The 23,913-nt window shown below is 53.9% G+C and carries 25 protein-coding genes; 16 read left to right on the forward strand and 9 right to left on the reverse strand.

Translation table 11 applies throughout. The annotated features are described in order from the left end of the window. Positions 1–144: 144 nt before the first annotated feature. From ffh to MLD66_RS01025, 10 genes are all read left to right on the forward strand, one after another. A complete protein-coding gene (ffh, locus tag MLD66_RS00980; protein ID WP_247215084.1) occupies positions 145–1,536 on the forward strand; it encodes a signal recognition particle protein in 1,392 nt (463 codons plus the stop codon). A 432-nt stretch (positions 1,537–1,968) separates the two neighbouring features. Next, complete coding sequence (mutY, locus tag MLD66_RS00985; RefSeq protein WP_247215085.1) at positions 1,969–3,081, forward strand: A/G-specific adenine glycosylase; 1,113 nt, start codon at positions 1,969–1,971, stop codon at positions 3,079–3,081. Positions 3,082–3,116: 35 nt separating this feature from the next. After that, positions 3,117–3,950, forward strand: coding sequence for an acyl-ACP--UDP-N-acetylglucosamine O-acyltransferase (lpxA, locus tag MLD66_RS00990; protein WP_247215086.1), 834 nt, complete (start codon positions 3,117–3,119; stop codon positions 3,948–3,950). Beyond that, entirely contained in the window at positions 3,931–5,070 is a 1,140-nt protein-coding gene (lpxB, locus tag MLD66_RS00995) for a lipid-A-disaccharide synthase (protein WP_247215087.1), read from the forward strand. The genes lpxA and lpxB overlap by 20 nt, the downstream gene beginning before the upstream one ends. Before the next feature lie 92 nt (positions 5,071–5,162). Next, positions 5,163–6,920, forward strand: coding sequence for a serine/threonine-protein kinase (locus MLD66_RS01000; RefSeq protein ID WP_247215088.1), 1,758 nt, complete (start codon positions 5,163–5,165; stop codon positions 6,918–6,920). Between the two features lie 219 nt (positions 6,921–7,139). After that, positions 7,140–7,523, forward strand: a complete 384-nt coding sequence (locus MLD66_RS01005) for an IS630 transposase-related protein (RefSeq protein WP_247215089.1) — start codon at positions 7,140–7,142, stop codon at positions 7,521–7,523. Then, positions 7,520–7,789: a transposase gene (locus MLD66_RS01010; protein WP_247215090.1), complete on the forward strand. Its 270-nt coding sequence runs from the start codon at positions 7,520–7,522 to the stop codon at positions 7,787–7,789. Before MLD66_RS01005 ends, MLD66_RS01010 begins: the two co-directional genes overlap by 4 nt. 443 nt (positions 7,790–8,232) lie before the next feature. Next, the gene (locus MLD66_RS01015) at positions 8,233–8,586 is read left to right on the forward strand and encodes a DUF3181 family protein (RefSeq protein WP_247215091.1); all 354 of its coding nucleotides are present in this window, start codon (positions 8,233–8,235) and stop codon (positions 8,584–8,586) included. A 102-nt stretch (positions 8,587–8,688) separates the two neighbouring features. Next, positions 8,689–10,566 (forward strand): molecular chaperone DnaK, encoded by a 1,878-nt coding sequence (gene dnaK / locus MLD66_RS01020; protein WP_247215092.1) that lies wholly within the window; start codon positions 8,689–8,691, stop codon positions 10,564–10,566. A gap of 129 nt (positions 10,567–10,695) precedes the next feature. Beyond that, a complete protein-coding gene (locus tag MLD66_RS01025; protein WP_247215093.1) occupies positions 10,696–10,932 on the forward strand; it encodes a chlorophyll a/b-binding protein in 237 nt (78 codons plus the stop codon). Positions 10,933–10,937: 5 nt separating this feature from the next. Here the strand turns inward: MLD66_RS01025 and MLD66_RS01030 are convergent, their stop codons facing one another. Then, positions 10,938–11,864, reverse strand: coding sequence for a hypothetical protein (locus tag MLD66_RS01030; RefSeq protein WP_247215094.1), 927 nt, complete (start codon positions 11,862–11,864; stop codon positions 10,938–10,940). A 36-nt stretch (positions 11,865–11,900) separates the two neighbouring features. Continuing rightward, the gene (locus MLD66_RS01035; RefSeq protein WP_247215095.1) at positions 11,901–12,092 is read right to left on the reverse strand and encodes a DUF2839 domain-containing protein; all 192 of its coding nucleotides are present in this window, start codon (positions 12,090–12,092) and stop codon (positions 11,901–11,903) included. Between the two features lie 71 nt (positions 12,093–12,163). Between MLD66_RS01035 and MLD66_RS01040 the strand changes: the two genes are divergently transcribed. Further along, positions 12,164–12,550, forward strand: coding sequence for a DUF3592 domain-containing protein (locus MLD66_RS01040; RefSeq protein ID WP_247215096.1), 387 nt, complete (start codon positions 12,164–12,166; stop codon positions 12,548–12,550). 22 nt (positions 12,551–12,572) lie between these two features. Here the strand turns inward: MLD66_RS01040 and fabI are convergent, their stop codons facing one another. Continuing rightward, a complete protein-coding gene (gene fabI, locus MLD66_RS01045) occupies positions 12,573–13,364 on the reverse strand; it encodes an enoyl-ACP reductase FabI (RefSeq protein ID WP_247218877.1) in 792 nt (263 codons plus the stop codon). Positions 13,365–13,525: 161 nt separating this feature from the next. Between fabI and ntcA the strand changes: the two genes are divergently transcribed. Continuing rightward, on the forward strand, positions 13,526–14,197 hold the full coding sequence (gene ntcA / locus MLD66_RS01050; protein WP_247215097.1) for a global nitrogen regulator NtcA: 672 nt from the start codon (positions 13,526–13,528) through the stop codon (positions 14,195–14,197). 18 nt (positions 14,198–14,215) lie between these two features. Here the strand turns inward: ntcA and tsaB are convergent, their stop codons facing one another. The 5 genes from tsaB to MLD66_RS14430 form a co-directional block, all read right to left on the reverse strand. Beyond that, positions 14,216–14,899, reverse strand: a complete 684-nt coding sequence (tsaB, locus tag MLD66_RS01055) for a tRNA (adenosine(37)-N6)-threonylcarbamoyltransferase complex dimerization subunit type 1 TsaB (protein ID WP_247215098.1) — start codon at positions 14,897–14,899, stop codon at positions 14,216–14,218. After that, positions 14,815–15,063 carry a Ycf34 family protein gene (locus tag MLD66_RS01060; protein ID WP_247215099.1) on the reverse strand — a complete coding sequence of 83 codons (249 nt, stop codon included), beginning with the start codon at positions 15,061–15,063 and terminating at the stop codon, positions 14,815–14,817. Before MLD66_RS01060 ends, tsaB begins: the two co-directional genes overlap by 85 nt. Positions 15,064–15,122: 59 nt before the next feature. Further along, positions 15,123–15,773 carry a pentapeptide repeat-containing protein gene (locus MLD66_RS01065; RefSeq protein ID WP_247215100.1) on the reverse strand — a complete coding sequence of 217 codons (651 nt, stop codon included), beginning with the start codon at positions 15,771–15,773 and terminating at the stop codon, positions 15,123–15,125. 27 nt (positions 15,774–15,800) lie between these two features. Beyond that, the gene (locus MLD66_RS01070; RefSeq protein WP_247215101.1) at positions 15,801–19,793 is read right to left on the reverse strand and encodes a response regulator; all 3,993 of its coding nucleotides are present in this window, start codon (positions 19,791–19,793) and stop codon (positions 15,801–15,803) included. A gap of 66 nt (positions 19,794–19,859) precedes the next feature. Then, a complete protein-coding gene (locus MLD66_RS14430; protein WP_281438395.1) occupies positions 19,860–20,594 on the reverse strand; it encodes a pentapeptide repeat-containing protein in 735 nt (244 codons plus the stop codon). A 579-nt stretch (positions 20,595–21,173) separates the two neighbouring features. Here MLD66_RS14430 and truB point away from each other — a divergent pair. After that, entirely contained in the window at positions 21,174–22,097 is a 924-nt protein-coding gene (truB, locus tag MLD66_RS01085) for a tRNA pseudouridine(55) synthase TruB (protein ID WP_247215102.1), read from the forward strand. A 3-nt stretch (positions 22,098–22,100) separates the two neighbouring features. Further along, on the forward strand, positions 22,101–22,262 hold the full coding sequence (locus MLD66_RS01090) for a hypothetical protein (RefSeq protein WP_247215103.1): 162 nt from the start codon (positions 22,101–22,103) through the stop codon (positions 22,260–22,262). Between the two features lie 15 nt (positions 22,263–22,277). Here MLD66_RS01090 and MLD66_RS01095 read toward each other — a convergent pair whose 3' ends face one another. Next, a complete protein-coding gene (locus tag MLD66_RS01095) occupies positions 22,278–23,228 on the reverse strand; it encodes a transposase (protein ID WP_247214935.1) in 951 nt (316 codons plus the stop codon). A gap of 91 nt (positions 23,229–23,319) precedes the next feature. Here MLD66_RS01095 and MLD66_RS01100 point away from each other — a divergent pair, with 91 nt between their 5' ends. Together MLD66_RS01100 and kaiB are read left to right on the forward strand one after the other, a co-directional pair. Beyond that, positions 23,320–23,598 (forward strand): circadian clock protein KaiA, encoded by a 279-nt coding sequence (locus MLD66_RS01100; RefSeq protein WP_247215104.1) that lies wholly within the window; start codon positions 23,320–23,322, stop codon positions 23,596–23,598. Continuing rightward, a complete protein-coding gene (kaiB, locus tag MLD66_RS01105; protein ID WP_247215105.1) occupies positions 23,595–23,912 on the forward strand; it encodes a circadian clock protein KaiB in 318 nt (105 codons plus the stop codon). The genes MLD66_RS01100 and kaiB overlap by 4 nt, the downstream gene beginning before the upstream one ends. Position 23,913 lies beyond the last annotated feature (1 nt).

Raw genomic sequence — 23,913 nt, forward strand, 5'->3', positions numbered from 1 at the left:
ACAGAAATTCCCTAGAATTAAATAGGGGGGTAATGCCTCTGCGACCACTGTGCGGTTCACCATACCAGCCAGGTTCCTCCCGAGCGTGGTAAATTATTAAAACCCATAAAATTACACCCAACGGGTTCATCTAACCCCTGCCCCATGTTTGAAGCCCTCTCTGAACAACTCGAAGCCGCTTGGAAAAAACTCCGAGGTCAGGACAAACTCACCCCTAGTAACATCCAAGAAGCCCTGAAGGTTGTCCGCCGTGCCCTGATTGATGCGGATGTGAATGTGCAGGTGGTGCGGGAATTTATCCAGGGGGTGGAAGCCAGGGCGGTGGGCAAGGAAGTCATCGCCGGAGTGCGCCCGGATCAACAATTTATTAAAGTCGTTTACGACGAACTCGTGCAGGTGATGGGCACGGAACAGGCTCCCCTGATTGCCGCCCCCGCACCTCCCAGCATTATTCTCATGGCGGGTTTGCAAGGGACAGGGAAAACCACCGCCGCCGCTAAACTGGCTTTGTACTTAAAAAAACAGGACAAGAAACCGTTGCTGGTGGCGACTGATATTTACCGTCCGGCGGCCATTGACCAACTGCAAACCCTGGGGCGGCAGATTCAGGTGCCTGTGTTTGCCCTGGGGACGGACGTAAACCCGGTGAGCATTGCTGAGCAAGGGGTCGCCCATGCCCGCAGTGAGGGCTACGACTGGGTGATCGTGGATACGGCGGGGCGGTTGCAAATTGACCAGGACATGATGGCGGAACTCGCCCAGATCAAAGCGGCCATTCAACCCCAGGAAGTCCTGCTGGTGGTGGATGCCATGACCGGTCAGGAGGCGGCCAACCTCACCCGCACCTTCCATGAGCAAATTGGCATTACCGGGGCGATTTTGACCAAATTGGATGGGGATTCCCGGGGTGGGGCGGCGCTGTCCGTGCGGCATATTTCTGGTCAGCCGATCAAATTCATGGGCACTGGCGAGAAGGTGGAAGCCCTGCAACCTTTTTATCCTGAGCGGATGGCCTCCCGGATTTTGGGGATGGGAGATGTGCTGACCCTGGTGGAAAAAGCCCAGGAAGCGGTGGATTTAGCCGATGCGGAACGGATGCAGGAGAAAATCCTGCGGGCGCAGTTTGATTTCACGGATTTTGTCCAACAGTTGCGCCTGCTCAAAAATATGGGTTCCCTGGGGGGGTTTCTCAAGCTCATCCCCGGCATGAATCAGATCAAACCGGAGCAAATCCAACAGGCGGAAAAGCAGTTAAAACGTGCCGAAGCGATGATCAATTCCATGACCCCGCTGGAACGGCAACAACCGGATATTCTGGCCAGTAGTCCCTCCCGTCGCCGCCGCATTGCCCGGGGTTCGGGGCACACGGAAGCGGAGGTACAAAAGCTGGTACAGGATTTTCAACAGATGCGTACCATGATGCAACGGATGAGCATGGGGGGAATGCCAAACCTGGCCGCCGCTGGGATGGGTTCAGGACGGTCGGCTCGCCGCAAGCAACAACCCAAAAAACGCAAGGGCTTTGGTCAATTATAGGGTAGCGCTATGACAGCCTTGTAAGTGGCTACGGGATAGGGCGGTAAACCCACTGGCTCTAAGGAACTATAGCAATCCTAAATGAGAATGGAACAGGGGTCGCAGGGGCACCGCCCCCGCCCTTGGTTCTGGGTACTATGGGTATGCCAACGATGGGATTTATAACACAACAATTTTTAGATATTTGTAATCGCTCTATTTCCTGGCACCTCTATCAATTCAAAGTTAGCGGTCGCAGGGGGCACCCCCGTCTTTGGTTCTGGGTAGTATGGGTATGCCAACGATGGGATTTATGGCTACGCCACGCAGGCTATGGGTTAGCTCAAATAAATTAAAGATGTAAATTAAAGATGCCCTAAAACCATTCCTGGTCATTGAGATGATTCTTCGATTACAATCACGCACAATCAGTTAAAATCACGCAAAGAACGCATGGATTGGCAATGGTTTCGCACCCAACTGTTGACCTGGTATGCCGTGCATGGGCGGGATTTACCCTGGCGGCGCACCCGTGACCCCTACGCCATTTTGGTATCCGAATTGATGCTCCAACAAACCCAGGTGGCAACGGTGATTCCCTATTATCAAAAATGGTTACAACAATTGCCCACATTGACTGCCTGTGCCGAAGCGCAACCCCAGGATATATTCAAACTTTGGGAGGGTTTAGGCTATTACCGCCGGGCGACCTATCTGCATCAAACCTGTCAAAAAATTGTGCAGGAATACGGGGGGCAAATTCCTCAAGAATTGAAGATTTTAATGACTCTGCCGGGGATTGGACGCACCACCGCCGGGGGGATTTTGAGCCATGCGTTTAACCTGCCAACCCCGATTTTGGATGGCAATGTCCAGCGGGTATTGAGCCGTTTATTTGCCCTCACCACGCCCCCCCATCGGAATCAAAAACAACTCTGGCATTATTCGCAAAGGTTGCTTGATCCGGTGGTGCCGGGTCGGTTTAACCAAGCCCTGATGGATGTGGGTGCCGGGGTGTGTTTGCCCAAAGACCCCCAATGTGGGCAGTGTCCCTGGCAGAATGGATGTATGAGTGCGCAAAGCCAACAACAGCATGACCTGCCGGTGCGGGAACCGGGCAAGGAGATTCCCCATCGCACGATTGGGGTGGGGGTGATTTGGAATGCCCAGGGGCAGGTGTTGATTGACCAGCGTCCAAGCACGGGTTTGTTGGCGAATCTGTGGGAATTTCCGGGGGGTAAAGTAGAACCTGGAGAATCCATCCCCGACTGTATTCGGCGGGAAATTGACGAGGAATTGGGCATTGATATTCAGGTTGGGGAACATCTGATCACCGTGAACCATCGCTATACCCATCTACGGGTGACGTTGGTGGTGCATCATTGTTTTTATCGCCGGGGCACGCCCCAATTGCGGGGATGTCAAGCCTATGCCTGGGTGGCATTGCCGGATTTGTGCCGTTATCCTTTTCCCCAGGCGAATCAGAAAATTATCCAGGCTTTGCAGGCACGTCCGATTCCCCCTGATCCTCTCGAAAGGGGCGGGGGGCGGGTACAATCGAAATGAACTAGGCCAGCCGCAGGTATGATTTTAACGAGGCAATGTCTGAGGTTACTGTGACCCTAGCCCATGCGACGGCGGTCATTCATCCGGGGGCGCAGATTCACCCGACGGTGCGGATCGGTCCCTATGCGGTGATCGGCGAGCGGGTCAAGATCGGTGCGGGGACGGTGATTGATGCCCATGTGGTGATTGATGGGGATACGGAAATTGGCACGGGGAATCACATTTTCCCGGGGGCGGCGATTGGTCTGGAACCCCAGGATTTGAAGTACGACGGTTCCCTGTCTCGGGTGCGGATTGGGGATAATAATTTGATTCGGGAGTACGTCACCATCAACCGGGCGACCCGGGCGGGCGAAGAAACCGTGGTGGGGAACCATAATCTGCTGATGGCTTATGTCCATGTGGCGCACAATTGTGTGTTGGAAAATTCGATTGTGATTGCCAATAATGTGGCTTTGGCAGGGCACGTGCATATCGAGTCCCGGGCGACGATTGGCGGGATGTTGGGGGTGCATCAGTTTGTGCGGATTGGGCGGTTGGCGATGGTGGGAGGCATGAGCCGCATTGACCGGGATGTGCCGCCCTATATGTTGGTGGAGGGGCATCCGGCGCGGGTACGTCTGCTCAACCGGGTGGGTTTGCAACGGGCGGGGCTGGCGCAAGGGGAGGAAGGTCAGGCGCTCAAACGGGCATTTCGCCTGCTGTATCGTTCCGGCTTAACCCTGTCCCAAGCCCTCGAACAACTCCAGCCCTTGACCGACCAGTACGAAACCCTGCGGCATTTGCATCAGTTTTTGGTGGAGTCCCAGGGCCCGGGGCGACGGGGACCCATTCCAGGAATCAAACAGCGTGCCGAGGATTCTGATTAGTACGGGGGAAGTGTCCGGGGATTTGCAAGGGGCGTTGCTCGTCCGAGCCTTGCGTCACCTGCGCCCGGATGTGGAAATTCTCGCCATTGGGGGGGAACGGATGGCCCAGGCGGGAGCCAAATTACTGGCCAATACGACGCACCTGGGTTCCATTGGTCTGCTGGAACATTTGCCGTTTGTCTTTCCCACCCTGCGGTTACTGCAAAAAATGCGCCGGGTTTTAGCCCCCCAGCCCCCGGATGTGGTGGTGTTGATTGACTATGTGGGGTTTAATCTGCCCCTCGCCCGCACCTGCAAACGCTGGGGGTGTCCCCTGATTTATTACATCGCCCCCCAGGAGTGGGTTTGGCGGACGGCAAATACCCAGGGCATTGTGGCACTGATTGACCAGGTGTTGGCGGTCTTTCCCCAGGAGGCGGAGTATTACCAAAAGGTGGGGGTGCCCCGGGTGGATTGGGTGGGACATCCCCTGGTGGATGACCTAGCGACCGCCGAATCCCGCCAGGAGGCTCGCCAAAAATTAGGCATTGCCCCGACGCAAAAGGTGGTTGCCCTATTGCCCGCTTCCCGCCGCCAGGAACTCAAGTATCTTTGGCCGGTACTGGCGCAAACCGCCCAGCAACTGCAACAGCATCACCCGGATGTGGAATTTTGGTTGCCCCTCGCCCTGCCCCAATATCAGGCGCAACTGCAAAAAACTATTGACCAATCCCATCTGCGGGTGCGGGTGGTGAACGAACCTGCCCGCCGGGTAATTGCCGCCGCCGACCTCGCCCTCGCCAAATCCGGGACAGTGAACCTGGAAACCGCCCTGTTGGATGTGCCCCAGGTGGTGATCTACCGGGTAAGTCCCGCCACTGCCTGGTTAGCCCGCCATCTCCTGCGCTTCCAGATTCCCTTCATGTCGCCGGTGAATTTGGTGGTGATGCGGGAAATCATCCCGGAGTTATTACAAGAGCAGGCGGAACCCCACCGGTTGACCCAACTCGCCCTCACCTATTTGGCAAACCCCGCCCCCATGCGCCAACGGTATCAGGAATTTCGCCAAGCCCTCGGTGCCCCCGGTGCCACAGCCCGAGCCGCCCAAGCCATCTTAGCCCATTGTGCTAAAGTTGGCTGAACAGACCCGCACCCCATCCTGCCCCACCCCGATCACCGAACAGTCTTGCCCCCAGGCATTAAACTAAAATTAATCTTGAATGTTGTGAGGCAATGCGTCCCCCGCTGACCACCCATACGGTTTTACAAAATCGGTACCGGATTGTGCGGGTATTGGGACAGGGCGGGTTTGGGCGCACCTATTTAGCCCAGGATCAAAACCGCTTTAATGAATACTGCGTCCTCAAGGAATTTATGCCCGCCCGGGGGGAACCCCACCAAATCCAAAAAGCTAAGGAATTATTCAAACGGGAAGCTGCGGTTTTATACCAACTGCGCCATCCGCAAATTCCCCGGTTTCATGCCCTCTTTGAGCAGGAACAACGGTTATTTTTAGTGCAGGATTATGTGGAGGGCAAAAACTATCGCACCCTCCTAGCCGAACGCCTGCGCCGCCAACAAACCTTCACCGAACCGGAAGCCTATGAACTATTAATCAAAGTCCTGCCCGTCTTGGAATACATCCACAGTTGCGGGGTGATTCACCGGGACATTTCCCCCGACAATTTGATGTTGCGCCAACAGGATCAAATGCCGGTTTTGATTGATTTTGGGGTGGTGAAAGATATTGCCAGCCGCCTGCAACCCGCCCAGGCATCCGCCGCCACCTCGGTAGGCAAACTCGGCTATGCCCCTTCCGAACAACTGCAAACCGGACGGGTGTACCCCGCCAGCGACCTCTATACCCTCGCCGTGACCGTGTTGGTGCTCCTCACCGGCTGTGAACCCCAAGAACTGTACGATGACCACACATTGACCTGGCGATGGCAACAGCGCATTACCCTGAGTCCCGCCTTGACCAACGTCCTGAATAAAATGCTCAGCCATCGTCCGGGAGACCGCTACGCCAGCGCCAAGGATGTCCTGAAAGCGCTCGGGGAAATGCCCCCCAGTGGCACCAGCCCAGAATTGCCTCCAGTGACCAGCCTGCCTACGGTGGTCGCCCGTCCCCCACTGACCCCGCCCTCCCCCGTCTATGCCGCCAAACCCACCCCCCTGGCGGTGCCCAAGCCTAGCCCCTGGGAAAGTCCCATCGCCCTCGCGTTGGTCAGCGTTTTACTCGTCCTCTTTACGGGCACCCTGTCCTGGGTGGTGGTGAGTTGGTTGATGCGCCGTACCCCAGACACCCCCACCTGGGAAAATCCCGTGGTTCCCACCCCCCAAGCCAGCCCCAGCCCCACCGTAACGAAAGACCCCCTACCAGTAGTACCCCTCCCCTTGCAGGTGGGTATAGAAAGTACCCTCAACGACCGCCTCGCCCCAGGGCAAACCCAGGTCTACGAATTTACCACCCCCGCCCCCCGGCAATTAACCCTCACCTTCAATGGGGACGGACTCACCGCCAGCCTGGTCATGCCGGACAAGAAAACCATTGCGTTGTCCAAACAATGGCAGGACAAAATCCCCGCAGGCAAATATCAAATCCTAGTCACCAATCCCACTGATGTCCCCCAGGAGTACCGGTTAAGCGTCTTGTTGAGTGGAGCCCCACCCCCTGCCCCCACCCTGGAAGCGGTGCCCATTACCCTGGCGGAGGGAGCCACCCAGACCGAAGTAACCGCTCGCATCAGCCCCACTCAAGGCAAACGGTTTTTGTTCACCGCCCCCCCGGATCAGGAATTATTTGTCGAGCTTCGCAGTATTGGCATGGCGACCCTCACCTGTCGTACCCCGGAAGGGCGGGTATTGGCGGCACAGACTTTGTACTGCACAGCCCAACCCACGGTAGCGGGCACTTACGAATTGGACGTGACCAGCACGGATGTGACCAACGCCACCCTAATTGTGGTACTCCGACCATTGACTAATTGATGAATCCAGAGCAGTTGCACTGACCCACCGTTATTAAAATTATTAACTTTCTACCAAATTTGCCTCGGTTGCAGGGATTTCTTAGCCCTCCACAACTGAAACTGAATAATGGGAATCTCTATTTATTTGAACCAATCATCAATCCCATCGTGGGAATGCCCCTATAGTCAAGCAGGGTAAGTTTGTCCTATTATAGAATAGATATTTTGGAGAAAAGCGATGGCAAGACCATACAGTTACGATTTGCGTCAAAAAGCAGTCGAAGCAGTCTTAAATGGGGCAAAACTGGTTGAGGTTAGTGAGTTATTTGGTATGAGCAGAAGAACCGTACAAAGATGGTTAAAAATGTGGTCAGAAAGTGGTGATTATCGCCCGAAACAGAACTATCAAAAAGGTCATAGTGCTAAGATCACTGATTTGGAGGGATTTCGCCAATTTGTAGAAGCAAATCAAGGGTTGACGCAAAAAGAAATGGGAGTCATTCTCGGTGTAAGTCATACAACCGTTGGTCAAGCCCTTAAAAAAATCAACTTTACCCGTAAAAAAAAACATACTCTTATGAAGAACAAAACGAGGAAGAGCGACAACAATTTATCAAGATGATAAAAGAGGAAAAGAATGAAGATTTAGTCTATGTTGACCAGTCTGGGATGGATAATCGAGATATTTATGAATATGGTTGGGGGCTAGAAGGACAAAGAATATATGGTCAACGACCTGGCAAAAAGAGAGAGAGAATAAGCATGATGAGTGGTTATCATTTAGGGAAATTGGTTGCACCATTTACTTGGATTGGTAGTTGTAATTTGCAAGTATTGATTACCTGGTTAACAGAGATTTGGAGCAGGGAAGAAAATTGTTTTAGATAATGCAAGTTTTCATCGTTGCCAACTGGTTAGGAAGGTTGTGGAAGCCGCTGGGTGCGAATTGATATATCTACCAAAATACTCTCCCGATTTAAATCCGATTGAGCATCAATGGCATAGAATCAAGCAGAGAGTTAGAAAAACCATGACATCTACAACCCAAAATCTTCATGATCTTATAGATTCAGTCATCTGCTCTATATGCCAACCTTTGCCTGCTTAGCTATATTACCCAGAACCAAGGGCGGGGGTGCCCCCCTGCGACCGCTAACTTTGAATTGATAGAAGTGCCCAACAAACAGAAATTTCCCAGAACCAAAAACGGGGGCGGTGCCCCTATGACCTATTTTTAGAAGTGCCCATAATTCAGATGCGATGGTTAGAGTTCCTGCCAGCCGGAAATTGCCCCAAGGCTCGGTTCGGTTCTCAGCGCAGGTTTTGCTAAGGTGAGGGTAAGCAGTCATCAACCGTTGCACCATTGCCCGCCCATGAGTGACCCCCGCACCACCGAAGTGATTGAACGCTTGGCCGCTGATTTGGGCGACCGGGTATATATGGACATTGCCCGCTGGCATTTGTACCTGAAAGATGCCCATTTAGACAAAATCCTTGCCCAACGCCTCTACGCCCAGGCCGAACAGGGCACCCTCAAGGAAGACCAAGCCCTGGCCATTTTGCGGGAAATTCTGGTGGATATTGGCGGCGGGCGGCGGCAAATTCCCCTGCTGGACTTGGTGCCCGTGCAGGCGCAGTTGGCGTACATGGATGTGGTGGAAGCCTTCCAAAAACGCCTCCCCTAAGTTCGGAAACCCCACCTTTTAAGTCGGAAATCTATCGCCCATCATAGGAAATACGGGGGTAAACCCACCGAAATTTGCTTTTTTTAGGAGCGGCAGAGATTCATGGCTAAAGTTGTGGGCATTGACCTAGGGACAACCAACTCGGTGGTGGCAGTGATGGAAGGCGGACAGCCCGTTGTCATTGCCAATGCGGAAGGATTTCGCACCACCCCTTCGATTGTGGCTTATGCCAAAAACGGCGACCGTCTGGTAGGGCAGATCGCCAAACGTCAGGCGGTGATTAATCCCGATAACACCTTCTATTCGGTGAAACGATTTATCGGGCGTAAGTACGATGAAGTCACCAATGAAGCCAAGCAGGTTCCCTACAAAGTCCTGCGGGATAGTAATGGCAATGTGAAGATTGACTGCCCCCAACTGGGCAAGCAATTTGCGCCGGAGGAAATTTCGGCTCAGGTGTTGCGGAAACTGGCGGATGATGCCAGCAAGTACCTGGGGGAACCGGTGACCCAGGCGGTGATTACCGTTCCAGCGTATTTCAATGATTCCCAGCGGCAAGCGACTAAGGATGCGGGCAAAATTGCCGGTTTGGAAGTCCTGCGGATTATCAATGAACCGACGGCGGCTTCCCTGGCGTATGGGCTGGATAAGAAGGCTAATGAAACCATCCTGGTGTTTGACCTGGGGGGTGGGACATTTGACGTGTCCATTCTGGAGGTCGGGGATGGGGTGTTTGAGGTACTTGCCACCTCCGGGGATACCCACCTGGGCGGGGATGACTTTGACAAAAAAATCGTGGACTGGATGGCGCAGGATTTTCTGGCCAAGGAAGGCATTGACCTGCGCAAGGACAAGCAAGCCCTGCAACGGCTGACCGAAGCCGCCGAAAAAGCCAAAATCGAACTTTCCAGCGTCAGCCAGACGGACATCAACCTGCCCTTTATTACCGCCACCCAGGATGGGCCCAAGCACCTGGAAATGACCCTGACCCGGGCGAAATTTGAGGAACTCTGTAGCGACCTGTTTGACCGGTGTAAGGTGCCGGTGGAGCAAGCCCTGCGGGATGCCAAGCTGGACAGGAGCAAAATTGATGAGGTGGTGATGGTAGGGGGTTCCACCCGGATTCCCGCCGTGCAACAACTGGTGCGCCAAATCCTGGGCAAAGAACCCAACCAGAGCGTCAACCCGGACGAGGTGGTGGCAGTGGGAGCCGCCGTGCAAGCCGGGGTACTTTCCGGGGAAGTCAAGGACATTCTGCTGTTGGATGTCACGCCCTTGTCCCTGGGGGTGGAAACCCTGGGCGGGGTGATGACCAAAATGATTCCCCGCAATACCACCATTCCCACCAAAAAAACCGAGGTGTTTTCCACCGCTGTGGACAACCAAACCAATGTGGAAATCCACGTCCTGCAAGGGGAGCGGGAATTGGCGTCCGGGAACAAGAGCCTGGGTACCTTCCGTTTGGATGGGATTCCCCCGGCGCCCCGGGGAGTGCCCCAGATTGAAGTTACCTTTGACATTGATGCCAACGGCATTCTGAATGTCACCGCCAAAGACAAAGCCTCCGGCAAGGTGCAGTCCATCACCATTTCCGGTTCCTCCACCCTGTCCAAAGAAGAGGTGGAGCGGATGGTGCGGGATGCAGAAATGAACGCCGCCGCCGACCGGGAGCGCAAGGAGCAGGTGGAGTTGAAAAACCAAGCCGACTCCCTCGCCTACCAAGCGGAACGGCAACTCAAAGAGTTGGGGGACAAACTCCCCGCCGCCGATAAAACCAAAATTGAGGGCTTGGTCAAAGACCTGCGGGAAGCCATCAACCAGGAAAACTGGGAGCGGATCAAAACCCTCAACAACGACCTGCAACAGACCCTCTACAGCGTCAACACCAACCTCTACCAGCAGGCCAGTGGGGACACCCCCCAATCGCCGCCGCCAGGGGATGGGGACGTGATTGATGCGGACTTCTCGGAAGGGAAATAGGACACCAAACCGGCCATGAATCCAACTGCCAGTGGGCTACCCCGCTGGTTTTTTTTGGCGATAGATTTTTTACAAAAGTTAACATTCATGGTAAGGTGTTAACATAGTTTGAACTTTAGGAGTTTGACCATGACCACCCAACAAGAGACCCTGCGTCCCCGGAGCTACACGGTGGAAGACGGCGGGCGTTTGAATAACTTTGCCATCGAACCCAAGATGTATGTGGATGAGGAGTCCCGGGTTGGGTTTACCGAGTACGCCGAGCGGTTGAACGGTCGTTTGGCGATGATTGGCTTTGTCTCCCTGATTGCTTTGGAATTGCTGACGGGTAAGGGACTGGTGGCGCTGTTGTCCAGCCTGCAATAGAGCATCTAACGGGCACCGGCCTGGATGGCTGTGTTAGCGTACTGCACCAAGCCGTCCAGGTCAGCATTTCTAGCGGTCATGCGGTAACGCACCCCCTGGTTGAGCCATTCCACCATGGCTGTACAGTACGCCCCGCAACTGTTGACAAACTGACCTGGGATGCCCCCCGCTAAGGTTACTTTTTGACGGGTTTCACCAGGAAATTCCCGGTTAGGGGTGGATAATTTGCCGCCCCGTTCGCCGCTGAGGGAACCAAACGTACAGGCACCGGCAGTACAACCGGGAAAGGTGTACAACCCAATGTCATAACGGTCGGGCTGGACAGTTGCACTCACAAAAAAGAGTTGCATCGCTCCCGCTCGCAGGGGTTCCTGGGGCAGAAAAACTGGGATTTTGGTGCGTTTTAAGGTGTCCATGATCTGGCGTACCTGACCAGCGGCATCCACCCAGGGGCGAAAATTTGCAGTCACATCCAGCCATTGGGCGATTCGTTCCCCGGTGAGGTTGAGGGTGGTCACCCGTAGCGTTTGGGATTGGTTGCCCACTTGGAGGGGGACGGTTTGCTCCTGTCCCTTGCCAAACCTATTCAGCATCGTACTCGCCATCTCGCAGGGGATGCGAAATTCCCCCATCGGTATCTGCCCACCCCCCGCCCGGTAATCCCACCGCCAGCCCTGCACCTGGGGAAATTGGCGGCACAGTCCCCCGGTCACGGCAAACATCTGGGCAATATGCTGGTCATAAATCCGCAGGGGACGGCCTGGGGTGGTGCGGGTTTCCTGGGCAATCAACTGGGCAGAAAACCAAGTGCCTGGGGCGGGAGTCCCGGCTAAACGCACCTGGGGAGATGGCGTAGCACCCAGGGCATGGGAGGTTAAAGTGGAGACAAAACCCGCCAGAAGCAAACCCGCGAGTTTAGAGAGATGCGCCATAGGGATTTTTAGGGAGCCAGGGGCAATTGTACCAAGTCATTCCCCCGCCAATTGCCACCAGCCCAAGCCAGGACCAATGAAGCGGATGGTGACCCAAAAAAGTCCCAGAATGATAATGCCCGCCCACGTTCCCCGAGTTGTCCAGGTCATAAATTGTTGCATTAGAACGGCACGCCGGTTGGGAGAGGCAGGGGTGGTGGTAGCTTGACGACGTTTGGCTTCGCCCATAAAATCAGCCGGTGGGTGGGTCAAACGTATTATACAATTTCAATAAACTTTCAATAAACTTTGAGATTTCGATGTCCGACCGCCAGTTTCTTTGGATTTTTGGGGGCATCTTTGCCGGAGTTGGGGCAATTTTTTTTGCCGTTGGGTTGGTTTTTTTGCACCACACCCGCACCTTTTTGGCAACAGCGGCGACTGCACCGGGGGAGGTCATCGCCCTAGAACGCAGGGGGGGTTATCATCCCGTTGTGCAATTTCAATTACCGGACGGGGAACCGATGCGATTTGCCGGTCAGGTGGGGCAATCCGTAGAGGTGTTGTACAACCCGGAGCAACCTCGTTCGGCTCGCATTCGCAGTTTTTTAGAACTTTGGTTTGTCGCCACCCTTTTCACTAGCATGGGGGGATTATTCCTACTCATTGGCGGGGTGCCCCTGCTCAGTCAATTCCGACCTCGGTAAGCAAAATGATTTCCCGCTTTTTTTATGCTTCCCCCGCCGTCATCCCCATAATTTCATAGCCCGCATCCACGTAGAGAATTTGCCCCGTAATCCCACTGGCTAAATCGCTACACAGGAACGCCGCCGCATTCCCCACCTCCACCTGGGTCACCGACCGGCGCAAGGGCGCCACCTGCCGCACCTGCTGAATCATGTCCCGAATCCCCCCCACCGCCGAAGAAGCCAGGGTTTTAATGGGGCCAGCGGAAATCGCATTCACCCGCACCCCCTGCGCCCCCAACTCGTAGGCGAGATAACGCACACACATCTCCAACCCTGCCTTGGTAATCCCCGCCGTATTGTAATTGGGCACCACCCGCACCCCGCCCAAATAGGTCAATGTAATCACAGAAGCCGTTGGGGTAAACAGGGGTTTCGCCGCCCGACATAGAGCAACCAGCGAATAGGTACTGACATCCAAGGCTTGCATAAACCCAGCACGGGAAATCCGGCTAAAATCCCCTTCCAAACCCTCTTTCGGGACAAAAGCCAGACAATGCACTAATATATCTAAACTGCCCCACTTGGCTGTTACGGCTTGAAACAGCGCTTCAATCTGCTCATCTTTTTGCACATCGCAGGGGAGAAACAACTCCGGCTCCAGGGGGGCGGTCAACTGCCCGACCTTTTGCTTGAAGCGGTCTTTTTCATCCGGGAGATAGGTCACCCCCAAAGTCGCCCCCGCCTGATGCAACTGTTGGGCAATCCCCCAGGCAATCGAATACTCATTGGCAATCCCCAAAATTAAGGCTTTTTTCCCCTGCAAATTCAACATGAATGTTTCGCCAAAAATGTCTGTACCCTGTTTCACCCTACCCTGGAATGTGCCCGAACACAAGAGCAAGCCAATGGTTACAAGGGATACAATCTATTTTGACCAGTTCCCGATAGGTTGAAATGATAGTTATTTATCCTTAGAACTGGTGCCCCCAAGCGATGGCTGTACTGCAAGACAAACCCCTTTACACCCTTTTACAGCGTCTATCGAACGGCACCTTTCCCCAGGGCGTAGAAACCTTTGAGCGGGGTAAAACCATTTTTTTCCCTGGCGACCCTGCCGAGCGGGTTTATTTTTTAATCAAAGGGGCGGTCAAACTCTCCCGGGTCTATGAATCAGGGGAGGAGATTACCGTAGCATTACTGAGGGAAAATAGTGTGTTTGGGGTGCTTTCATTTATTACCGGACATCGCTCGGATCGGTTTTATCATTCCGTGGCTTTTACCACCACGCAATTGTATTCGGTGCCGATTGAACAGATTGAAATCCTGTTGAAAAGTGACCCGGAATTATCCCTCATGTTGCTACGGGGGTTGTCCTCACGCATTTTGCAAACGGAAATGATGATTGAAACCTTGGCGCATCGGGATATGGGGGCACGGTTGGCGAGTTTTTTATTGATTTTGTGTCGGGATTTTGGGGTACCTGCCAGTATGGGGGTGACGATTGATCTGAAACTTTCACACCAGGCGATTGCGGAAGCGATTGGTTCGACGCGGGTGACGGTCACCCGTTTGCTGGGGGATTTGCGCCAAAGTGGCATGATTTCAATTAGTAAGAAAAAAATTACCGTCCATGACCCGATGAATCTCAGTCAACAATTTACTTAGGAACACTTTCTACAGCATTTACACTTGCAGTCCCACCGCATCCACAGGGGAGCGGCCATAGAAGGGTTGGGCGGCTGACCAATGGGGACGTTCCCCGTTCACCCAAAGCTGTCCCGCCCAGTGGAGCAGTTGATCCGCCGGGGCCTGGGTATGAATGTCCTCTGCCACCTGCACCGGTTCCGGCCAATTTTTGATCAGTTCCTGCCAGGCAGCGAGGGTAAAGACCTGGTCGGGGTGCTGAACATAGCCCCGGTGGTAGATGCCCCCATAGATTAAATCTGTCCCCGCCGGCCAGGAGAGGGCGACCGGTTCCGAGTAGGCAAAACTGGCAACCCCCAGGGTGGACAGGGCAAATAGGGGAATGTGCAACTCCTGCGCCAAAATCCGTGCGGTTACCAGCCCCAACCGCAGGGTGGTAAAGGAACCTGGACCCCGGGTCACCGCCAGCAAGTCCAGGTCTGCCCACCGATAGGGCTGGAGGAATTGGGCGAGTTGGGCATGAAAGTGACGGTTGGTGTCCCACCCCCAGGCGTATTGCTCGACCCGATAAGGTTCACCGATCTGACCCACCGCCAGCCCCACCGTGGCACCCGCCGTATGGAGTGCCAGCCCCAGGGTCATGTGGGCACCGGTTCCCCCGGACGCAGGCGGCTCCACCGTCCCATTTCCAGGGCAAAGGACTCGCACCCCACCACGTCCCATTCCATCTCAATCACCTCTGCCCGGGAGCGGATATTCACATTGATGCTGGGGGATACCGGCTCAAAGGTGGGCGTATCGGTCAAATGGGGTTGCTGGTGTTGGTGTTCCACCGCATGGTAGGTGACGCACTGATCCACATAGGCACAATTCACACAAATACACATGGTCGCTAGCCCTCGGGGGCGGAATTACCTTACTGCTAATCTAACCCAGACAGCAGGGGTCAGGATTGGGTGCCAAAAATTTCTTCAATTAATTCCGGGTTGGTGGGGGTGGGGGGCATGGTCAGTTGCGCTCGCCGCAGGGGGGGGTGGGTGCCATCCTGGGGTAAAATCGCATCGGTTAAAATCGTCTCTTGCAAATTCACCCCCGTGAGGTTGGCGCCGCTCAGGTTGGTTTCCGTCAGGTCTGCCCCTGTAAGAATGGCACCCCGCAAATTCGCCACGATCAAAAACGCCCCCCGCAGGTTGGCACCCGTGAGGTTGGCACCGTAGAGATTGGCTTCAATCAGGTTGGCACCGCTCAAATCCGCCCCGCTTAAGCCCGCCCGGGTCAAATCCGCCCCCCGCAAATAAGCCTTGCTCAAATTAGCGTGATCCAGTTTTGCCCCGTTCAAATTCGCCATGTATAAATCCGTTGCCCGCAAAATTGCCCCGGTCAAATTGGCACCGCTGAGATTTACCCGGCAGGCGACCGCATAGCTGAGATTGCTTTTTTCCAATTGGGCGAGCAATAGGTCAGTGCGAAACAAATTGGCACGGTTCAAACTGGCTTCGCTGAGGACAATCCGGCTCAAATCCAAACGGCTTAAATCAGCGCCATCGAAATTGCGCTCCCCACTGCGATACCGTTCCTGCAATTCCCGATTGCTCATGCCTTGTCCCCAGGGATTACCGGCATTTTACCCCAATTCCTGGGCAACCTGAGCCAAGGTACTGGTAATGGACTGGACCAAGCCCGCCACCTGCTCCGGGTTCTGCTCATGGCTGGCGAGTTCCTCCAACTGCTGGGCAAGGCTTCGCATCCCGTCCGCTCCCACGTTGGCACTGGCACCCTTGAGTTGATGGGCTTCCTGGCGCAGGCGTTCCCATTGCACCGGCTGACTCGCCTGTTGCAACGCCGCCACCCGCTCCTGGGCATCGCTGAGATACAACCCCAGCAATTCCTGGATAAATTCCGGGTCATCCCCAAAGGTTTCCCGTAAATAATCTTTATTAATCACCCCGTTGACATTTGCCATTCGCTGATCCTCCTGTTGTGGTGCCGTAACCCGTGCCCCCCATTGCTGGAGGGCTACCCCCAGATGCTCCCGGGCAATCGGCTTACTTAAATAATCATCCATCCCGGCGGCTAAACATTTCTCCCGGTCATCTTTCATCACATGGGCGGTCAGGGCGATGATCACCGGCTGGGGAATAGCTAACTGCCGTATGCGTCGGGAGGTTTCATACCCGTCCAAATCCGGCATCTGACAGTCCATGAGAATAATATCATAAGTATGATGTTCTAATAATTTTAGTACTTCAACCCCGTTGTTTGCCACCTCCGCCTGGTAGCCCAACTGGCGCAGCTGTCCGAGGGCGACTTTTTGGTTCACCACGTTGTCCTCTGCCAGCAAAATCCGCAGGGGCAGGGCATTGGGGGCACTGGGTGGGGGCGGGGGCGCTGGGGTGGGTGCCTGCCAGAGTTCTTGCAAGAGATTCACCAGGCGTTCCTGGCTGACGGGTTTGGGCAAAAAACCCCGCACCTGGCGGTCCAAGGGGGGAAACAGGGTGGGACTTTGGGTGGAGGTGGTCAACAGCACCAGCGGCAGGGGACGGTCAGCGGTTTTGGCTAGTTCCGCCGCCCAATCCACCTGGGACACCAGCACCCCCTGGTAGGTTTGGGTACGCAAGTGCTGAAGGGCATGGGCAACATCCTCACACAGCGTCACCTGCAACCCCAGACTGGCTCCCTGGTAAAAGAGACTGCGGCGGCTGGGGCTATGGTCATCCACCACCAATAGGTGATTGCCGCGCCAGGGGTATTCGGGGGGCGGTGGGGGCGGGATTTGCCGGGGCAGAGTCAAATCGAACCAAAAACAGGAACCTTCCCCCAAAATGCTGTCCACCCCAATCCTGCCGCCCATCAACTGCACCAACTGTTTGCAAATGGTCAACCCCAAGCCCGTACCCCCTTGCCGCCGCGCCGGGGACGCATCCACCTGCACAAACCGCTCAAAAAGACTGTCCCGTTTGTCGTTGGGGATGCCAATGCCCGTATCGGTAACGCTGAAATGCAAGGTCGCCTGGGTTTCCTCCACCTGCACCGGGTCAACTTGAATGGTGATACTCCCCCGTTCGGTGAACTTGATGCCATTCCCCACCAAATTCACCAAAATCTGCCGCAGACGGGTGCTGTCTCCCCGCAAATGCACGGGGATTTCCGGGGGCAAAAGCAGGGTTAAATACAGCCCCTTTTCCAAAGCCAGGGGCGCCTGCAAATCCAGCACCGCTTCCAGGCAGTGGCGCAGGTTGAAATCCTCACAGACCAACTGCATTTTCCCGGCTTCCAATTTCCCCAGGTCGAGCAGTTCATTGATTTGGTGCAGGAGAATTTTGGCACTGGTTTGGATGGTGGTCAGGTAATCCCGTTGCTCCCGAGTCAGCGGCGTATCCAACAGCAGTTCGGTCATCCCCAACACCCCATTCATCGGGGTACGGATTTCGTGGCTGATATTGGCTAAAAATTCCGATTTGGCACGGCTCGCCGCCTCCGCCGCCCGCCGGGTTTCCTCCAAAATGCGGTTTTGCGCCGCCAACTGCGCCCGCTGTTCCCGCTCCTGCTCCAAGAGACGGGCTTGCGCCAGGGCAATTCCCACCTGGTTCGCCACGTCCTCCAACAGGGTAATTTCCGCCGTCGTCCAGTCCCGGTACCGGTCGCACTGGTGTAACCCGATCACCCCATTGGCTTGTCCCTTGTAGGAAGTGCGTACCGCCAACATCGAGTGAATCTGCAAGGTTTGGCACAGGGACTGCATCGGTGCCAGCAGGGGGTCCTGGGTAACATCCGCCGTCGCCACCGCCGTATCATGAGCCAGTACCTTTTGGGCGTGGGGATTACCCAGCACCGGAATGGTGTAGGTCTGACTGGGGGCAACCCCTGGAGCCACGTATTCCGCCACGCATACCAGGTAAGGTTCCGGTTTCGGCTCATAGACCAACAACAGACAACGGCTCGCTTGAAATGCCGGACCGACCTGTTGCACGGTGGTCTGGAAAATCTTTTGGGCATCCAAACTGCGGCGAATTTCCTCGGTGATCTGTTTGAGCAAAAGCGAGCGTTGCAGTTGTTGGTGCAAAGCCATGGCCGCCTGTTTCCGCTCGGTAATATCACTCTGGGAACCTGCCATGCGGTACACCTGCCCATCGCTATCCCGGATCGCCAACCCCCGGCTGAGCATCCACCGATATTCCCCCGATTCATGGCGCATACGGTATTCGCTTTCAAAATACTCCCGTTCCCCCTGGAGATGGGCCGCCACATCCTGCCGCACCCGCCCATAGTCCTCCGGGTGAATGCGCTCAAACCATTGTTCCGGGTCCCAGACAGCGGCTTCCGGCGGCAGTCCCAAAATGGCGTGCCAGCGGGGGGAGACGTAAATGGTATTGGCCTCCAAATCCCAGTCCCACAGCCCGTCATTGGCCCCATTCATCGCCAGCACATACCGTTCCTCATTCAAACGGCTGGCTTCTGCCATTTGTTTGCTAGCGGTAATGTCACTCAAGGTACAGACCAATTCCTCCACCTGCCCCTGGGCATCCAGTTCCACCGCTACGGAGATCATCAACCACACCCGCTCCTGGGTATTCGCCCGGTACAAGCCCATCACCACCTGATGCACCGGCTTGCCCGTGAGCAGTGCTTGGGTAATCGGATGGGTATCGAGGGTGTAGAACGTACCATCCTCCTGAATGGCATTCCAATCCAAACTCAAGCGGTCAGAGCTAAGCAATTGCCGTCCCGTCAGCCCCAGCAGTCGCAGCGCCATCGGGTTAATCAACCGCACTTCCAACTGGCGACCCAAAACCAACACCCCCACCTGCAGGTTTTGGATCAACCGGCGGTTGCGGGCTTCACTGGCAGCCAGGGCAATTTGCGTCGTTTTTTGCTGTTGTTCCAAGCCCAATTGGGTCAGCCCCCGTTCCAAAAATTGCGCCAACAACTGCGCCAGGTGTTTCTGCAGGGGGGACAGGGGTGCCGGGGGCGTGAGGGCGGCAAAACGCAGATACCCCACCCCTTTTTGGGGAACCTGCACGGGCAAAGAAATCCCCAAATACAGCCCTTTTTGGCTAAAGGCATTCACCCCCGCCAGGATGCTCCCCGTCCGCAAGGGACAGTCCCCGCCCACCAAACGCACGGTTTCCCCCTCCGTCCAAAGCCCAATGGGCAGACCCAAAATCTGGCAACCGGTATCCAGATAGGCTTGGATCATCGCATCGGGTTCGGCATAGGTGGTTTGCCCCAGGTGGTGCAATTGGCTGAGCTGTGCCTGGGGGGCATCAGCACAAGGCGGTTCCACCCGTTGGAGTACCCCTTGCACCCGTTCCAAAGTCATATCTTGGCGGGGCAGATAGGCATACGCGCCCCTATGGAGACTGGTGATGGCTAGGGCGCTATCCCGGGGACCAAGCACACAGTGGGGCAACCCCTGCCAAACCTGCACCACCCGTTGTTGCCGTTGGATTTCTCCCGTTTCCCCCAAATCCACCCAGACCATCGGCGCCAGGGGACAGGTTTGGGGCATCACTTGGTCAGGGATCAGGCAGTCCCACTCGACACCTAATTGCGTCAAATACTGCCCCAATTCCTCGACCAATTGGGGGTCAGCACTGACCAGTAATACCCGTTCCATGCCGCTGGTTTGTAGGATGAGCACTAATGGAAATTCTAACGCTCTACACGGAACCATCGGGCTGAATTACCGCCCCCGCACGGAACCATCGGGCATCAACGTCCCCCGCCAAATCACACTGGTGAGCAATGCCCCCTGCATCTGCGCCCCGTACAAATTCGCCCCACTCAGATTCGCCCCGGTGAGATTTGCCCCCCCCAAATTCGCCCGGGTTAAATTCGCCCCAGTCAGATTTGCCCCCCGCAAATTCGCCCCCTGGAGGTTCGCCCCGCTCAAATTGGCTTCATTCAAATTGGTCAAAGACATCGCCGTAAACTGCAAATTACTCTCAGATAAATTCGCCTGGTAAAGTTGGGCTTTGATCAAGAGAGCGCCGCTGAGATTTGCCTTGTGGAAATTTACCCCTGTTAAATCCGCATCCCGCAGGTCAGTTTTGATGAGCGTCGCCCCCGGTAATTCAGCTTTAATTAGTTTGGCTGTGACCAAAAAAGATTCATTCAAAATGGCACCGGTGAGATTCGCCTGGGTGAAATTGCTCAAAATCAAATTGCATTTACTCAAATCCGCCCCCTGAAGATTTGCCCCGGTAAAATTCGCCTGTTGCAGAACGCTACCTGTGGCTTTAATTCCCGGTAAATTCGCCCCCTGCCAGTCGGTTTGGGCAAGATCGCATCGCAAACATTCCCCTTGTTTCAGCTTTTGGATATGTTCTGGGTTGGCTTGCCGGACTTGTGCCTGGGCAATTGCCGCTCCACCCACCGCCAGCAGTGCCATGCCGATGATTAACCGCGCCTGAGTCATGGGGAAATTTCCTCTGTTGGGTCTATGGCTAATTTAGATGATCCCCCCTAGAGACGGTGAACCATTGGGGGAAGTTTCCGTTAAAAATAGGTTGCAGGGTCGTAATTACTGGCGTTCCATAAAGGGCATTTTTATTTATTTGCGGCAACTATAAATCTCATCCTTGGCATACCCATATTACCCAGGATCAAGGGTGCTAAGACCGCTAACTTGAAATTGCTAGAGCTACCCTTTTATCAAGATGATTTCTGGCTAATTCAAAAAAAATAAAAATGTGGTTAACTCGATCAGAATATATAGCAATCCCACTTAATTTAGAAACAAGAATTTTCTAGAACCAAGGGCGGGGGATGCCCCCTGCGACCGCTAACTTTGAATTGATATGTAGCAATCCCACTTAATTTAGAAACAAGAATTTTCCAAAACCAAGGGCGGGGGATGCCCCCTGCGACCGCTAACTTTGAATTGATACATAGCAATCCCACTTAATTTAGAAACAAGAATTTTCCAAAACCAAGGGCGGGGGATGCCCCCTGCGACCTATTTTTAGAGGTGTCCTAAATATAGAGGTGTTCTAAAATGATAAAAACGGCTGATGAACCAATAATGGATGGGTTTTTGAACCTGAATAAACCCCTGGGCATCACCTCCCATGACTGTGTGGCACAGGTGCGGCGATGTCTGCGACTCAAACGGGTGGGGCATGGGGGTACGCTTGACCCTTTGGCTACCGGGGTTCTGCCCATTGCCCTCGGACGGGCGACCCGTCTGCTGGATTTTCTCCCCAAAACCAAACGCTACCGAGCCACCCTTCGCTTCGGTCTGCAAACCACTACGGATGACTTGGGGGGAGGTATATTAGTACAAAAAACTGCTGAAGATTTGACGCTAAACCAAGTCCAGAGCGTCCTCCCAGAATTTATCGGCTCGATTCACCAAACCCCGCCCGCCTTTAGTGCCATCCATATCCAAGGACAACGAGCCTACGACCTCGCCCGCCGGGGGGAACCCGTCCACCTGCCAGAACGGTCAGTGGAAATTTTTGAGATCACCGTTGAGGACTGGCGACCGGGGGACTTTCCTGAATTGACGTTATTAGTACATTGTGGCGCAGGCACCTATATCCGTTCCCTAGCACGGGATGTGGGACAAAAATTAAGTATCCCCGCCACGCTGAGTGCCTTAACCCGGATGCAGAGCGGGGGCATGGTTATAGAAAACAGTATGACCTTAGAACAATTGCAGGACAAAATCCGGGCAAAAACTTGTCCGATCCAAGCCCCGGATCACCTGCTCAACCATTTGCCCGCCGTCACCTTAACTTTAGCCCAGGCGCAGGCGTGGTGTCAGGGACAAAAGCAGGTGTGGTCAGCCCCCCCATCGCCCTGGTGGCGGGTGTATGATGAACAGGGACGTTTTTTGGGAATCGGGCAACAAATTGGGGCAACGGAACTGAAGCCGCATATCGTTTTGGTTGATCCCCGCCGAGAATGCTACCTTTGATCTATGGATTTTTCTGCGGTTAGCACCTGTATTCTGCCTACCACTTCCCTGGAACGGGACCCGCAACAGTTCTGGGGAAACCTGACTTTGGAACAGCGGCAGGAGTGGTTACACCAGTTGCGAACCTTGTATTCAGTAGTGTTGAATGTCCGTAATAAAACTTAACATAAGGGGTCAGGGTTATCCTACGAGCGGCTCTACCCCTACGAGTTCCATGAAGCTACAGTGTCGGCCTATTTCTATTTGTAAATATCGCAACTTGTCAATCAATTCATAGGTCTTATTGTGACCTATCTCCAGCAATCTTAAAATTAGATAACCAATCAATACGGCATAAATCTGTAGCCGCACACCATTCTCATTCTTGGTAATGATTCTATCCAATTTCAAGTGCATCTTTAGTGCCTTCCAAAGCAACTCAATTCGCCAGCGCAAACGATAGGCTGAACAAATCTCTTCATCCGTCATCGAAGTCACGTTAGTCGCTAGCCTATATTCTGTGTTTTCCTCTTCATTAAAAAATTGAATTACCCGAATATCCGGATTGTCAGGTTGCAACTTCATATTATTTCTAATCCGCACAATAAACAATGTATTTCGTTTACACATTTCGTCCATTAATTTCCAGGAAGCAAAACCCCTATCCATGATACCAACGGCATTCTCAGGTATCGTCCCAATCACAAGATGCCCAATTTTATGGTCATTAGTCTTTCCAAATATAATTGATTCGTCACCGATATTGCCCTCATTTATATCCAGGCCAAGCGTCAATTTTACCTGCTTGTAGTGCCAGAATAATTTGCTGGTCAGGGTGATAATGGTAGAATCTAATGGGAATAAGTGCTTAAATTCACCTTGATGATGTTTAAGCCGTTTTTGCAGTTCTCTTAGGATCACTTGAAACGGCTCGGTGCTACGATGTTTACACGCCTTAGAAAACGTTGATATGTCAACTTTAAAATTGAGATGATTCAAGAGGAAGAATAAGCCCCGCATGGTGGCGACTCTTGCATCTAAAATGAAGTGCATCCATATGAGTACAAACAAGCGAGTATCCAAGACTGGATAGTCGTTTTTGGGAAGAAGGTTCAGCAAGGGCTTGATAAGTCCCTGAATTTGTCGTCTCATAAAAATACTGTTACTCGTGGTTTCTACCAATCTAAAATACCATTTTTAGTCTCCCTTTTCCACCCTTTCGTTAACATTCAACACTACTGCCTTGTATTATCAAATCATTTTGCTCTACTTTCGGGATGCCCCGGATGTCCACGAACGGATTGCCCAGTTCACCTACATTGCCTATATGCTGAATTTGCCGATTTCCGAGGTATTGGGGATGCATATGCACTTTATGGATGAAATCATCAAACAATTGAAACTAGAAGGACGCAGTGAGGAGGTGGTATTGGACTATCGGCTGACGTTAATTGATGTGATTGCCCATTTGTGTGAACGGTATCGCCGTGCTATGGTCGAAGTGACGAGGGAAACACCATGAATCGCACCACCAAAAAAGTCTATATTCTCAAACTGTATGTGGCGGGCAATACCCCCAATTCCGTGCGGGCTTTAGCCACCCTGCGGGACATTTTGGCTACCGAATTTAAGGGGGTTTATACTTTGAAAGTGATTGACATTTTAGCCAACCCCCGGCTGGCGGAGGAGGATAAAATTTTAGCCACCCCCACCCTGTCCCGGATTTTGCCCCCACCGGTGCGGCGGATCATCGGGGATTTGTCGGATCGGGAAAAGGTCTTGATCGGACTTGACCTCCTGTATGATGAATTAGTGGAAGACGAATCATCGGGTTAGT

Origin of the sequence: Synechococcus sp. C9 (assembly GCF_022984075.1) — a bacterium.
Lineage (GTDB): Bacteria > Cyanobacteriota > Cyanobacteriia > Gloeomargaritales > Gloeomargaritaceae > Gloeomargarita.

Coding starts and splice junctions, on each gene's coding strand:
- ffh (WP_247215084.1), top strand. CDS start 145: ATGTTTGAAGCCCTCTCTGAACAACTCGAAGCCGCTTGGAAAAAACTC.
- mutY (WP_247215085.1), top strand. CDS start 1,969: ATGGATTGGCAATGGTTTCGCACCCAACTGTTGACCTGGTATGCCGTG.
- lpxA (WP_247215086.1), top strand. CDS start 3,117: ATGTCTGAGGTTACTGTGACCCTAGCCCATGCGACGGCGGTCATTCAT.
- MLD66_RS01000 (WP_247215088.1), top strand. CDS start 5,163: ATGCGTCCCCCGCTGACCACCCATACGGTTTTACAAAATCGGTACCGG.
- MLD66_RS01005 (WP_247215089.1), top strand. CDS start 7,140: ATGGCAAGACCATACAGTTACGATTTGCGTCAAAAAGCAGTCGAAGCA.
- MLD66_RS01010 (WP_247215090.1), top strand. CDS start 7,520: ATGATAAAAGAGGAAAAGAATGAAGATTTAGTCTATGTTGACCAGTCT.
- dnaK (WP_247215092.1), top strand. CDS start 8,689: ATGGCTAAAGTTGTGGGCATTGACCTAGGGACAACCAACTCGGTGGTG.
- MLD66_RS01025 (WP_247215093.1), top strand. CDS start 10,696: ATGACCACCCAACAAGAGACCCTGCGTCCCCGGAGCTACACGGTGGAA.
- MLD66_RS01030 (WP_247215094.1), bottom strand. CDS start 11,864: ATGGCGCATCTCTCTAAACTCGCGGGTTTGCTTCTGGCGGGTTTTGTC.
- MLD66_RS01035 (WP_247215095.1), bottom strand. CDS start 12,092: ATGGGCGAAGCCAAACGTCGTCAAGCTACCACCACCCCTGCCTCTCCC.
- MLD66_RS01040 (WP_247215096.1), top strand. CDS start 12,164: ATGTCCGACCGCCAGTTTCTTTGGATTTTTGGGGGCATCTTTGCCGGA.
- fabI (WP_247218877.1), bottom strand. CDS start 13,364: ATGTTGAATTTGCAGGGGAAAAAAGCCTTAATTTTGGGGATTGCCAAT.
- ntcA (WP_247215097.1), top strand. CDS start 13,526: ATGGCTGTACTGCAAGACAAACCCCTTTACACCCTTTTACAGCGTCTA.
- tsaB (WP_247215098.1), bottom strand. CDS start 14,899: ATGGGACGTGGTGGGGTGCGAGTCCTTTGCCCTGGAAATGGGACGGTG.
- MLD66_RS01060 (WP_247215099.1), bottom strand. CDS start 15,063: ATGTGTATTTGTGTGAATTGTGCCTATGTGGATCAGTGCGTCACCTAC.
- MLD66_RS01065 (WP_247215100.1), bottom strand. CDS start 15,773: ATGAGCAATCGGGAATTGCAGGAACGGTATCGCAGTGGGGAGCGCAAT.
- MLD66_RS01070 (WP_247215101.1), bottom strand. CDS start 19,793: ATGGAACGGGTATTACTGGTCAGTGCTGACCCCCAATTGGTCGAGGAA.
- MLD66_RS14430 (WP_281438395.1), bottom strand. CDS start 20,594: ATGACTCAGGCGCGGTTAATCATCGGCATGGCACTGCTGGCGGTGGGT.
- truB (WP_247215102.1), top strand. CDS start 21,174: ATGATAAAAACGGCTGATGAACCAATAATGGATGGGTTTTTGAACCTG.
- MLD66_RS01090 (WP_247215103.1), top strand. CDS start 22,101: ATGGATTTTTCTGCGGTTAGCACCTGTATTCTGCCTACCACTTCCCTG.
- MLD66_RS01095 (WP_247214935.1), bottom strand. CDS start 23,228: ATGAGACGACAAATTCAGGGACTTATCAAGCCCTTGCTGAACCTTCTT.
- kaiB (WP_247215105.1), top strand. CDS start 23,595: ATGAATCGCACCACCAAAAAAGTCTATATTCTCAAACTGTATGTGGCG.